The sequence below is a fragment of the Terriglobales bacterium genome, from assembly GCA_035454605.1.
Lineage (GTDB): Bacteria > Acidobacteriota > Terriglobia > Terriglobales > Acidobacteriaceae > DATMAB01.
This window is the reverse complement of the sequence record DATIGQ010000044.1, coordinates 1-11,935: the sequence shown is the minus strand read 5'-3', so window position 1 is coordinate 11,935 and position 11,935 is coordinate 1. Positions and strand designations below refer to the sequence as shown.

Genomic DNA, 11,935 nt, shown 5'->3' with positions numbered 1-11,935 from the left:
TCAAGCAGCACCGAGCCCGGCCCGATGGCGTGGACGGTGCCGGCAGGGTTGTAGATCATCTCGCCGGGGCGGATGTAGATCCAGTTGAGGAGTTGATCGGCGCGGCCGCCGCCGCGGACGGCGGCTTCGAAATCGGCGCGGGAAGTTCCGGGCTTGAGGCCGAGGGCGACCTGAGCGTCGATCTCTGCCGAAAGGACGTACCAGCATTCACTCTTGCCGCAGGGCAGGCCCAAGCGGCGCGCATCTTCATCCGTGGGGTGGACCTGCACGGAGAGCTTCTGGCGCGGGAACAGGAACTTGAGGAGAAGGGGAAAGCGGTCGGGCTCGGGGGCAGCCTCACCCACCAGCTCACGGCCGTAGCGCTTCGCCAAGTCACCCAAGGTCTGCCCGGCCAGAGGCCCGTTGGCCACGCGGCATTCGTCGCCGGTGAGCCAAACTTCGCCGATGGGCTCGGCCTCGACCTTGTAGTTGGGATAGAGGGGAGAGAGGTCGCGCGCTCCCCAGACGCGCTCCTTGAATTCGGGCAGGAGCAGTAGTGGATAAAGGTCGGACATCAGGTTTCGCCGCGGATCAACGCGGATGACAGCGGATTATAGCGAGGTCAGGAATTTCTTCATCCGCTCCAAGCCCTTGTCGAGTTCCGCCATAGAGGTAGCGTACGACACGCGGATGTGCTCACGGGTGCCGAAGGCTTCGCCGGGGACGGTGACCACGCCGGCCTCGCGCATGAGCCGGCCGGAGAGATCCGTCGGCGAGTTGACGCCGCCGCGTCCGAGGAACGACGAGATATTGGGAAAGGCGTAGAACGCGCCCTCGGGCTTGACGCAACGCACACCGGAAATGCCGTTGAGGCCGGCCACCACACGGTCGCGCAAGCGGATGTAGCCGGCCAGCATCTCCGCGACGCACTCCTGCGGCCCGGTGAGCGCGGCCACCGCGGCTTTCTGCACGATGGAGGTAGGGTTGGAGGTGGACTGGCTCTGCAGCTTCTGCATCGCGCTGACGATGGGGGCGGGCGCCAATGCATAACCCAGGCGCCAGCCGGTCATGGCATAGGTCTTCGACAGCGAACCCAGAATGACGAGATGATCCTTGGCTTCACGGACGGAGCCGCAGGAGAAGCGCCGCCCGGTAAAGTTCAGGTAGACGTAGCACTCATCGGCGAGCACGTAAATGCCGCGGGCGTGGGCCAGCTCCACGATGGCGCGCACGTCTTCCTCGCGCATGACCGCGCCCGACGGGTTCGAAGGCGAGTTGAGGATGATGGCCTTGGTGCGCGGCGTGACGCCGCGTTCGATCATGGCCGCCGTGAGCACGAAGCCGCGCTCCTCGTCGCACTCGACGAACACCGGACGTCCGCCGGCGTACTGGATGATGTCCTTGAACGAGACCCAGTAGGGCACGGGCAGAACCACCTCGTCGCCGTGGTCCACCAGCACCTGGATGGCATTGAACAGGGCGTGCTTGCCGCCCACGGAAGCGATGCACTCTTCGCGGCGGTACTCCGAGGCGAAGTCCGCAGCGTGGCGGCGGATGATGGCGTCACGCAACTCCGCCGAACCGGCGACCGGCGTGTACCTGGTGTAATCGGCCTCGAGGGCGCGGACGCACGCCTGCTTGATGTGCTCCGGGGTGGTGAAATGGGGCTCCCCGGCGCCGAAGTCCACCAGGTCGGCGCCCGCGGCGCGCAGCTTGTCTGCTTCGTTCACCACCGCCAAGGTGGCCGAGATCTCGATGCGCTGGATGCGCTCGGTCAGAGGGCTGGCTTTGCCTTGTGCCTGCATCTTCACCGGAGCCGTTGCCGCCATGTCATCCTCTCCTTGATCTCCTGCGGCCGCGGGGCAGCCGCGGCGCGGTTCCGTTCACCTTGCTTTGCAGCCGCTCTTCGACAATGCGCGGCACCAGCCCGCGCACCGAGCCGCCGTGCTCGAACACTTCCTTCACCAGGCGCGAGCTCAGATAAGAGTATTGCTCGGCGGGCATCATGAAAACGGTTTCCAGTTGCGGCTCGAGCTTGCGGTTCATCAGCGCCATCTGCAGTTCGTACTCGTAGTCGCTGATGGCGCGGATGCCGCGCAGCACGGCCTGCGCCTTCTTGCGGCGCGCGTAATCCACCAGCAGGCCGGAGAAGATGTCCACGCGCACGTTGCGGTAGGGGCGGGTCATGGCTTCCAGCATCTCGCGGCGCTCGCTGAGCGAGAACAGCGGAGCCTTTTCCGGATTGCGCAGGATGGCGACGATGAGCTCGTCGAAGATCTTGCTGCCGCGCTCGATCAGGTCCAGATGGCCGTTGGTGAGCGGGTCGAACGAGCCGGGATAGATGGCGATGACCTTTTTCACGCGGCCTCGGGGGAGCAAACCAGCCCTGGCGATTCTAAGATGCTTCGCAGGCGGAGCCAAGAACGTTTTGCCGGCTCGGGTCCGGGCGCCTTACAACCCTTCGCCTTCGTCGGAGATGGTCATCTGGATATCGCCGTCGCCGCAGGTGGTCTTGCGGCCCAGCACGCGGATGTTCAAGATGTGCTGGTTCTCCGGCGAATACTTTACCCAGAACAGTTGATAGAGGATGGGCGTCTTCTGCGGCTTGCCGATGCACTGGGCAGTGTTATCGAACTGGTACACGCCGTAGGGATCGGCGGCGGAGTCAGCCAGGCCGAAAGCCTGGTTCACCTGCTCGCGCGTGCCGCCGAACTTCAGCCCGGAGCCGGTGGCGACGGCTTCGCACGCGGCCGAATAGGGCGGCGGCTTGGTAGCGTCCTCAAGATCAAGATCGAGGATCTCGATGACGCCTTCCTTATTCGCGGTGACGCCCAGCTTGCAGTCGGGGCCAATGGCAAAGATGAGCGCGCCGAACTCCTCGCGCACTTCCTTGCCGTAGAGCTTGCGGGCGTCGGCGAGCGTGCTGTGGTTGACGGTGAGCCCGGCGAGCGACTGCTCGATTGCGGGTTTGGGCTTCTGGGCGAAGGCCGCGGACAGAAGCAATGCGCCAAGAAGGATTTGGCTGACAACGAAGCGCGCGCTCATGGCCAGCGGATTCTAAGCCAGTGCTCACTCCGCGTCCATCCGCGTGCATCCGCGGTGAAGCCTATCGCCTTCCGGCTGCGCCCTTACCGGCCTCCACCGCCACCGGACCGGGCGCGGCTTGCGGCTTTTCGTGCACCAACCCCACGGCGCGGCGCACGTCGGCTTCAAGCTTGGCCAGGATGTCGCGGTTGTCCTTCAGAAACTGGCGGGCGTTTTCGCGGCCCTGGCCGATGCGCTCGCCTTTGTAGCTGAACCAGGAGCCGGATTTCTCCACCAGGTTGTGGACTACCGCCAGGTCGAGCACGTCGCCTTCGCGGGAGATGCCTTCGCCGTAAAGGATGTCGAATTCGGCGTCGCGGAAGGGCGCGGCGCACTTGTTCTTCACCACCTTCACCTTGGTGCGCGAGCCGATGACGCTGTCGCCTTCCTTGATGGCGGCGATGCGGCGGATATCGATGCGCACCGAGGAATAGAACTTCAGCGCGCGTCCGCCGGTGGTGGTTTCCGGGTTGCCGAACATCACGCCGATCTTCTCGCGGATCTGGTTGATAAAGATGAGGCAGGTGCGCGACTTGGAAACGATGCCGGTGAGCTTGCGCAGCGCCTGCGACATCAGGCGGGCCTGCAGTCCGACGTGGCTGTCACCCATCTCGCCGTCGAGTTCGGCCTTGGGGACCAGAGCGGCGACCGAGTCCACCACCAGCACGTCAATGGCGCCCGAACGGACCAGGGCTTCGGCGATCTCCAGCGCCTGCTCGCCGTAGTCGGGCTGGGAGACCAGGAGATTATCCACGTCCACGCCCAGCTTCTTGGCGTAGCCGGGGTCGAGGGCGTGCTCGGCGTCCACGAAGGCGGCCATGCCGCCGGCTTTCTGCGCCTCGGCGATGACCTGGAGCGCGATGGTGGTCTTGCCCGAGGACTCCGGGCCGAAGATCTCGACCACGCGCCCGCGCGGGAAGCCGCCTACACCCAGGGCGGCGTCGAACGAAATCGCCCCGGTGGGGATGATCGAAATGGGAACAATCGCCTCCCGCGAGCCCAAGCGCATGATCGAGCCCTTGCCGAACTGCTTCTCGATCTGCGACAGCGCCAGGTCAATCGCCCGTGTCCGTTCGTCTGCCATTGAGTCTCTCCTTTAATTAGAGCCGTCGGCAGTCAGCAGCCGCATTCCGCCGACAGTCTGGAAGCCGCCTACCATAACCCAACCTGCCGGTTGCGGGCCCCGCCGCGGGCTTTCCGTTCCGGAAGCGGAACAGGCGGCCCTTGAGTGCTCTCAACTTCTGCCGCCGATTATACACAGGTTTTCTCCACAGGGCGAATAAAAAGCGAATTCAATTGGTCCCAAGCCCGGGGAACCATGTTTGTCACCTTCCCCTGCCTCAATCATCGAACCTTCGTTGTCCTTCTGGACCGATTCCTAGGAGACCGATGAAGTCATTGAACCGCCGCATCCTCGCAAGCCTTGCCCTGTTCCTTCTTCTTCCCGGCCTGGCAGCCTCAGCCCAGCACAAGAACGAGCTCGGACTGCTGCTGGGTGTGAACCTCACGCCCGCCCAGGGTATCAATGTAACCCCTGTGGTCAACAACAACGACCGCCTGACCTTCGATCGCAGCCTGGCGATGCAAGCCACCTATGCGCGCCAGCTCCGGCAGTGGGAGAAGGTGGCGCTCTACCTGGAAGTGCCGTTCATGGGGATCTCAGAGACCAACGTGAACACCACGAACACCAGCGTGGCCGAGGGCTATGCGCTGCTGTTCGTCACTCCCGGGCTGCGGGCCAAATTCCGGCCGGAGGCGCGGGTTTCGCCGTGGCTGTCGGTGGGCGGAGGATACGCCCGCATCGAGCCGCGCGGGACGCTGGTCGACGGCACCACGCCCAACCCCACCGTCGTCAATAGCAATGCCGGCGCGCTGCAGATGGGCGGCGGGGCCGACGTGAAGGCCTTCTGGCGCCTCAGCTTCCGTGGCGAGGTACGCGACTTCTACACCGCCAAGCCCCGGCTGAACGTGGATACTTTCGGCGGCCGGCAGCACAACGTGGTGGTTTCGGGTGGGATCGTGTTCGGTTTCTGAGAAGCTCGTGGTGAATCGGCCCGCCAGCGCTATCGCTTCAGCAGGTCGACCGGTTCGCGCACATCGGTAACGCGGAAATACCTGGCGAGCGCCGGATAGCGCCGCTCCACGCAGCGAAACATCTCCCAAGCCACGTTGCGATAAGAGTAGTGGCCGGCAGGCGTGGTGCGCAGTTCGGATATGTACACGGCCTCGGCGAAATCCATCTTGAACAGGCAGCGGCAGCGATAGGCCAGCGGGATGACGTACTGGGCGCTCTCCGCGGCCTCGGCGGCCGAGCGGCCGGCGAGCGTGGCCGCAGCCTTCGCGGCCCGCTGCATGGCGGCGTCGTAGCGGGGACGGAACCCGGCCAAGCCGATCTCCTCGGGCGTCTCGTAGCCGTGTTGCGTGGTGAAGCCCTGCATGACCTGGATGCAGCGGCGGTGGCGGTGCATATCGCGGAAGCCGCCGATGTCCATCAGGATGTCGAAGCGCAGCTTCTGCCCGGAGGCGAACTCGCGCAGCAATTCGTCGTGTTTGCCGCGGTGACGCACCCCCAGGTCGATGATGTCCTGCCGCTGCTGGCCGCTGAGCGATTCCACCTGCCGCCGCACCTGCTTGTAGGGATAGTGGCAATGGGCGTAGAGCAGGGTGGCGGCCAGCTCGACGTCGAGCGGATCGTCCTCCAGCAGCTCCACTGGGTTCACCCGGGCCAGCTCCACGCCTTTCATGACCTGGGCGGCGGCCTGGCGCAACTCGCGCCGCGTCTGGACCAGGTAGGGATTGGCTTCGGCGTACTTCACCAGCGTGGGAGCGGCCCGGACCTCCTTCAGGAGTTCCTGCGCGGCGCGCTCGGCCAGCGCGGGATCGACCGCCCGGATCTCCGCCACCAGTTTCTGAAGCGATTCCTGATGGACGCTGTAGGCGGGTTCGCGCGCCGCCTGCTTGAGCAGTTCGCCGAGCTGGCGTACTTCGGCGTGCGTGTGGGAGAGCAGGCGCGAGACCTGCGACTCCAGCGTCCGCGCGTTCACAATTTGGCCCAGGGAAGTGTTGGTGGCCAGCGGCAGGAAGTAGCGAGTCAGGTCAAAGGCCCGCGCGCGCAGGGTGCGCTCGTACTGCTCCGGCTTCATCTCCGCGGGCTTGGGGACGCGCTCCTCCAGGTACCGCCACATGCCTTCGGAGAACTGCTCGTACTCGCGGAACAGGGTCTCGATGGTCTCGCGATAGAGGGCGGCAGCCTCGGCGTCGCCGGAAAAGTCGGGCGTGTGGTAGCCGGAGGCCTTGAAATCCTGGTAGCGGGTGGAGCGTTCCTGACCGTCCCAGCGTTGCTCGTCGGCTACCGTGATGGCGGCCAGGATGGAAAGCCGCTCGATGGCCAGGGCGATGTGCGCCAGGTCAGCAATGGAGCGGTGTCCGTACTGGAAGTAGAAGGTGTTGAGGAACTTTTCCGCCTTCTGCTCGTTAATCTCGCGGAGGGATTCCTTCATGGAGAGCGCCGAGCGCGAGTACTTGGCCATAGCATAGGCCTGTACCTCGGGCTCGGCGCCGAAGACCGCGAACACGTTGACGCCGGAAGCTTTTTCGCCTGAAACGGGGGAAGAAGCCGGGACCGGCGGTGCTTCAGGGGAGGGCATGAGAAACCGATGGTACCGTGGCAGGAAACAATCAGCAATGAGCCGAAAGCAGCAGACCAGCGGCGTTCCCGCCGGTTACTTCGGTTATGCCCCGACTGCCCCGAAAGTGGTGCAGAATCTTGCCTGAATGACCCCTCAGGCATTAAACTAACAACTTTACTATTGCAACCAACATAGGGTAGAAGAACTTCCAGGGTAGCGAGAGGCATGCATAAACGGTTCTGCGTAGGGCTTTTTTTGTTTTTGGCTGTACTTCCCGGGCTGGCGCAAAGGCGCCCGAAGGCCGGTCCGATGCCTTTGCTGCCGGCCGCCCTGCCTGCCTCGCTGGAAGCACCTTCGGTCCCGGCGGTTAGCCTGCCCTCCCAAGAGCTTCAACTGGCCCCTGCCAAGCTGCAGACCATGATGCCGGCCGGTGTGGCGCTCGAGGCTTATGAGTCACGCCTGGGCCGGCAGTCCAGGGCGCTTTCCGCCTATACGGCGCACGAAGTCATCGAGGCCGATCTGCCCGATTCCTCACAGCACGGCCGTTATGAGCTCACCCGGCGCTACCTGGCCCCCCGGACGCTGGAGTTCAAGCCGCTGGCGTTCACCGGCGACGGCTTCGTGAAGGGCAACGTGATGCACCGCCTGATGCAGGCCGAGGTGGAGCACGTGGAGAAACAGCGCGGTCCCGAGACCGCCCTCAACTCGGCGAACTACAAGTTCAGCTACAAGGGTCTGGAACAGCTTGACGGCGCTGCCGTCCACGTGTTCCAGGTGAAGCCACGCAAGAAACGCCACGGCCTGTTCAAGGGCAAGATGTTCCTCGACCCCTACACCGGCAGCCTGCGCCGCGCCGAAGGCAGGCTGGTGAAGAACCCCTCCTTCTTCATCAAGAAGGTGGAGTTCGTGCAGGATTACACGGACGTGGGCGAGTTCACCTTCCCAGTGCGCATCCAGTCGGAAGCCAAAGTGCGGCTGATCGGGCGGGCGATCGTGCGCATTTTCACCGGCAACTACCAGGCCGCCCCCGTGGTGCAAACCGCCTCTGCCGGCCAGCCGTAGGAGATTGGCTGGCCTCCGCGTTCCGCTTCGATCTTCACACTTTCTGTGCCTGATGCCGGACGTGCAGGGTTTGCTCTTCCGGCCACCGTGCAGCCTGGGCAATACAGATGATGTGAAAGATGGCCAGCAGCGGTACTGCGAAAGTCGGGATAAGGCTCAAGGGCAGCACACTCATCGCGTCGGTCGTTAGTCCATCCGCGAGAATGCCGATGGGTGTCGGTGAAGCGAGTACGCCAAGAGTCACGGCCAGCGCAAGGTCGAGCATCCCCAGGACTTGCCAGGCGACAAAACTCTTGCGATGGGCCGCATTCGCAAGATAGATCGAGATCAAAGGTGCTGTCGCTCCCACAGCAATGTCGCCCCAGCCTGCGGGTAGCGCGAAAACGCCAGGCAAGATGTGATGAGCATGGAGGATTAGAAACACAAAACCGCCGATCCTCCAGGCCTGAACAACTGTCAGCGTCCGCGGATTCAAGGACAAGGCGAACTGCCTGAAGCCTGCAGAAGAAGACCACCATAGGGTGAAGAGCACGATCGGGGCGAGCACCGCCAACCCGAGCGGCAGCGGCGAGTAAACCGAGGCCGACGATGAGGTCCGAAAGACTCCCAAGGCGGAAGCAGACAAGGAAACTGCGAACCATGCCGCAATGAGGGCGGTGACGAGCTTCGAGTACGGACGGTCTTGCTTCGGATTCATGACATCTCCTTTTCCATGGTGGAATGAGCGATCCTGCCCGGCAGGTCGTTGGCAGCATGCAGCAGTTGGTGCCAGCGACCGTTCCCTAGCGATTGACGCAGCCTGTCTTGCAGCGCCTCCCAGCAGGGCCAAGCGCGCCGGAGTTGGCCTTCGCCCGCTCTTGTCAGCCGCACCAGCTTTGCCCGCCGGTCCATCCCCGGCCGGTTCTCGATCCAACCATTCCGCTGCAGGATCCCCAGGGTGCGGGTGAGTGTGGTGGTGTCCAAGGCGAGCATCCGGCCCAGTGCGCCTTGCTGTACCTCCCCGGTGAGGGAAAGGGCCTGCAAGACGGTGAACTGGGTGGCGCGCAGGCCGGTGGGACGCAACGCGGCGTCATAGATCTGCGTGAGCGCACGCGCGGCACGGCGAAGACCGGCGCACAGGCAAGGCAGGCTAGGGGTCGGTGGCTGGCTCTTCATAGGAATCTTTCTCCTGCAATAGATGTATATACATCTACCTGGATTCAGAATCTCCCCCCAAGGCTGCGATACGTCGGCGGTCCGGAGTCCGGTCGAAAGGGGGGGGGACTTGACAAGCGGGCTCCCATTACTGTAGTTTCTGTTTATACAGTAATTACGGATGGTGGCATATGGCTCTGCTCACACCGGTCACGCGCAAGTTCGTCGTCCACTGGGGCGAGATGGGCACGCGCTGGGGCATCAACCGGACCGTGGCCCAGGTGCACGCGCTGCTCTGGGTGTCACCCCGCCCGCTGCATGCCGAGGAGATCACCGAAGCGCTTTCGGTTTCGCGCTCCAACGTCTCCACCAGCCTGCGCGAGCTGCAGGCCTGGGGCATCGTGCGGGTGGTGCACGTGCTGGGCGACCGCCGCGATCACTTCGAGACCATGAAGGACGTCTGGGAGATGTTCCAGGTGATTGTGGACGAGCGCAAGCGGCGTGAGATCGACCCCACAGTGCAAATCCTGCGGGAGTGCGTGACGGAAGCCGAGGCCGCGGGCTCCGGGGAGGCCCACGCCCGCAAGCGCCTGAGCGACATGCTCGACTTCTGCGAGACCATCACCAACTGGTACGACACCCTGCGCCGCATGCCGACCACGGCCATGGCGCGCTTCCTGAAGTCAGCGGGGAGCGCAAAGAAGCTACTTACGCTGGCGAGGTGACTTCATGTACCGGTTCCATGCCTATTCCGTCACCCCTTACCGGCCGGTCGCCGGCTGGGTGGCCTATGACGGCGATTGTGGCGTGTGCCAGCTTCTGTTGCGGCTGGTGGGTCCCGCGCTCCGCCGGCAGGGCTTCGTCTTCGAGACGCTGCAGGCGCCGTGGATGGCGGCGCGCCTGCACATTTCCTACGGGGTAGCGCCGGACGACCTGCTGAAGGAAATGCGCGTGCTCACCGCGGACGGGCACGAACTGGCGGGTGCGGACGCAGTCGTTTTCCTGGCCCGCCGCATTTGGTGGCTGTGGTGGTTGTGGGCGCTGGCCTGCGTGCCGGGTATGCGGCCGCTGTTGCGCGTCGGCTATCGCTGGTTCGCGCGCCACCGTCACCGTATTTCACGGCGCCTGGGCTACAGCGAATGCCGGGTCGAAGAGCATCCGGCGCGCTCGCGCATTGCGTGAACCAGATCCTCCATACGGTTGCCCATCGCCCCTGGCCGCTCCCGGCACGGCCCTGGGTCATCCGCTTCACCTGGCATGACCTGCTGTTCGCTCACTGGCCGGTGGAGCCTGCGGCCATTCGCGACATGGTTCCGCGACCGCTCGAACTCGACCTGCTCGACGGCTGTGCCTGGATCGGCGCGGTTCCCTTCCGCATGACCGGCGTGCGGCTGCGCTGTCTGCCGGCCATACCCGGCACAGCGAGTTTCCCGGAGGTGAACGTGCGCACGTACGTGCGGGCCGGCGGCCGGCCTGGCGTCTACTTTTTCAGCCTGGACGCCGCCAATTGGCTGGCCTGCCGCATGGCACGCGCCTGGTACCGGTTGCCCTACTTCCACGCCCGCATGTCGATGGACTTGCAGAACGACGTCCTACTCTACCGGTCTTCGCGCCGTGAAGGTCTGCGTCCGGCGGAATTCCGTGCGCGCTACCGCCCGGTATCCGCGCCGCGCCGGGCGCCACCCGGCAGTCTGGAGCACTGGCTGACCGAGCGCTACTGTCTGTTTACAACCGGCTCGAGCGGCCGAATCCTGATGGGCGAAATTCACCATGTGCCCTGGCCGCTTCAGGACGCCGAAGCGGAAATCGAAACCAACACTCTGGCCCAAGCAGCAGGAATCCTCTTGCCGGATACGGTTCCCCTGCTCCACTTCGCAAAGCGGCTGGAGGTGGTGGTGTGGCCACCGCACTCCTTGCCGGATTCTGCCTAACCGCGATCCGGACGCCTCCAACCCAGATTTTGCTGGCGAACAGCGGGCGGCTGGAGTAGAAAGAGTATCCTTCCCCGCGCAAGCAGCTGGTGGTGCCCGATGAAGTGGGCGCGGTTCATCGTCGTGGTGGCGGTCGCCCTAGTGGCGGCTCACGCTGTCATCCTGGGCACGCTCGGCCCCACGCCTACCGGACGACTGCTCTCCAATCTGCTGCAGTTCGCCCTCCCGGCGCTGGCTGCGCTGGCGGCCTGGTTGCGGCGGAACGAAGGCTCGGAGTACGGCCGCCGTTTCTGGGGGCTGATGGCAGCCGCCTTCGCACTTTGGGCCGCGGGAGCCGTCGGCTACATGTACTACGAGAACATTCTGCAGCGGCCCATTCCCAGCCTCTCGCTCACCGACATTCCGTACCTGTCCTACTATCTGCCGCTGGCGGCCGTGGTCTTTCTCTGGCCTCGAGGCGAGGCCCGGCGAGGAGTGGACTGGGTCCGTATCCTCGATCTCACTCAAGTTGCCATCGTTCTGACCACGGTCTATCTCTACTACTTCTTCTTCATCGCCTCGGCTGCCAGCAGCCGCCAGGCCATGTTGCGGCTGGGCATCATCAATCTCTACGACCTGCTGAACCTGCTGGTGGTGGGAGGATTCCTGGCCCGCTGGGCGACCGCCCAATCGCTGGAGGTCCGGTCGCTCTTCGGCCGCATGCTGACGGCGCTGGTGGTGTACGCCCTGGGAGATGGCCTTTACACCTTTGGTCTGAAAGAAACGAGCGTCGGCACCGGCACCTGGTTTGACCTGGGCTACAGCATTCCGTTCGCCGTGGCCTCCGTGCTCGCAGCCACCTGGCGCCAACCGGAGGCGGAGGCCACCATCATTCCCTCCGCCGTGGAAGCCGCCGGCGAGAGGCTGCAATCGCTGCTTCCGGTCATGGCTCCGCTGGTGGTCCTGGTTCTTGCCGCCATGATTGCGGGGCAGGAGTTCGATCTCGCGCTAGTCGTCGTGGGCGCGTCCATTCTGTGTTACAGCGCTCGGCTGGCGTTCACCCAGCACTTGCAGCAGCAGGCCCTCCGCATGCAGCAGCAGTCCGAAGCCCGCTACCGCGAACTGGTGGAGAACATG

At 64.4% G+C, this 11,935-nt stretch carries 14 protein-coding genes; 6 read left to right on the top strand and 8 right to left on the bottom strand.

What is annotated here, in order from left to right; all coding sequences use genetic code 11:
- The 5 genes from VLE48_02995 to recA all read right to left on the bottom strand — a co-directional run.
- Positions 1-554: type I phosphomannose isomerase catalytic subunit (locus VLE48_02995; GenBank protein HSA91952.1), on the bottom strand; the 554-nt coding region annotated here is incomplete at its 3' end.
- Between the two features lie 36 nt (positions 555-590).
- Positions 591-1,808 (bottom strand): pyridoxal phosphate-dependent aminotransferase, encoded by a 1,218-nt coding sequence (locus VLE48_02990; protein HSA91951.1) that lies wholly within the window; start codon positions 1,806-1,808, stop codon positions 591-593.
- A 1-nt stretch (position 1,809) separates the two neighbouring features.
- Positions 1,810-2,340, bottom strand: a complete 531-nt coding sequence (coaD, locus tag VLE48_02985; protein HSA91950.1) for a pantetheine-phosphate adenylyltransferase — start codon at positions 2,338-2,340, stop codon at positions 1,810-1,812.
- Positions 2,341-2,430: 90 nt separating this feature from the next.
- Positions 2,431-3,024 (bottom strand): hypothetical protein, encoded by a 594-nt coding sequence (locus tag VLE48_02980; GenBank protein ID HSA91949.1) that lies wholly within the window; start codon positions 3,022-3,024, stop codon positions 2,431-2,433.
- Between the two features lie 61 nt (positions 3,025-3,085).
- Entirely contained in the window at positions 3,086-4,147 is a 1,062-nt protein-coding gene (gene recA, locus VLE48_02975) for a recombinase RecA (GenBank protein HSA91948.1), read from the bottom strand.
- Positions 4,148-4,452: 305 nt separating this feature from the next.
- Here recA and VLE48_02970 point away from each other — a divergent pair, with 305 nt between their 5' ends.
- On the top strand, positions 4,453-5,097 hold the full coding sequence (locus VLE48_02970) for a hypothetical protein (protein ID HSA91947.1): 645 nt from the start codon (positions 4,453-4,455) through the stop codon (positions 5,095-5,097).
- 29 nt (positions 5,098-5,126) lie between these two features.
- Here VLE48_02970 and VLE48_02965 read toward each other — a convergent pair whose 3' ends face one another.
- On the bottom strand, positions 5,127-6,710 hold the full coding sequence (locus VLE48_02965; GenBank protein HSA91946.1) for an FAD-dependent thymidylate synthase: 1,584 nt from the start codon (positions 6,708-6,710) through the stop codon (positions 5,127-5,129).
- A 291-nt stretch (positions 6,711-7,001) separates the two neighbouring features.
- Here VLE48_02965 and VLE48_02960 point away from each other — a divergent pair, with 291 nt between their 5' ends.
- Positions 7,002-7,754 (top strand): hypothetical protein, encoded by a 753-nt coding sequence (locus VLE48_02960; protein HSA91945.1) that lies wholly within the window; start codon positions 7,002-7,004, stop codon positions 7,752-7,754.
- A 34-nt stretch (positions 7,755-7,788) separates the two neighbouring features.
- Here VLE48_02960 and VLE48_02955 read toward each other — a convergent pair whose 3' ends face one another.
- Both VLE48_02955 and VLE48_02950 read right to left on the bottom strand, forming a co-directional pair.
- Complete coding sequence (locus VLE48_02955) at positions 7,789-8,451, bottom strand: hypothetical protein (protein HSA91944.1); 663 nt, start codon at positions 8,449-8,451, stop codon at positions 7,789-7,791.
- Positions 8,448-8,909 carry a MarR family winged helix-turn-helix transcriptional regulator gene (locus VLE48_02950; protein HSA91943.1) on the bottom strand — a complete coding sequence of 154 codons (462 nt, stop codon included), beginning with the start codon at positions 8,907-8,909 and terminating at the stop codon, positions 8,448-8,450. The genes VLE48_02955 and VLE48_02950 overlap by 4 nt, the downstream gene beginning before the upstream one ends.
- A 170-nt stretch (positions 8,910-9,079) precedes the next feature.
- Here VLE48_02950 and VLE48_02945 point away from each other — a divergent pair, with 170 nt between their 5' ends.
- The 4 genes from VLE48_02945 to VLE48_02930 all read left to right on the top strand — a co-directional run.
- On the top strand, positions 9,080-9,613 hold the full coding sequence (locus tag VLE48_02945; GenBank protein HSA91942.1) for a MarR family transcriptional regulator: 534 nt from the start codon (positions 9,080-9,082) through the stop codon (positions 9,611-9,613).
- Between the two features lie 4 nt (positions 9,614-9,617).
- Positions 9,618-10,070: a DUF393 domain-containing protein gene (locus VLE48_02940; protein HSA91941.1), complete on the top strand. Its 453-nt coding sequence runs from the start codon at positions 9,618-9,620 to the stop codon at positions 10,068-10,070.
- Entirely contained in the window at positions 10,067-10,819 is a 753-nt protein-coding gene (locus VLE48_02935) for a DUF2071 domain-containing protein (GenBank protein HSA91940.1), read from the top strand. The genes VLE48_02940 and VLE48_02935 overlap by 4 nt, the downstream gene beginning before the upstream one ends.
- 99 nt (positions 10,820-10,918) lie before the next feature.
- Positions 10,919-11,935 (top strand): hypothetical protein (locus VLE48_02930; protein HSA91939.1); only part of this gene is annotated, 1,017 nt, incomplete at its 3' end.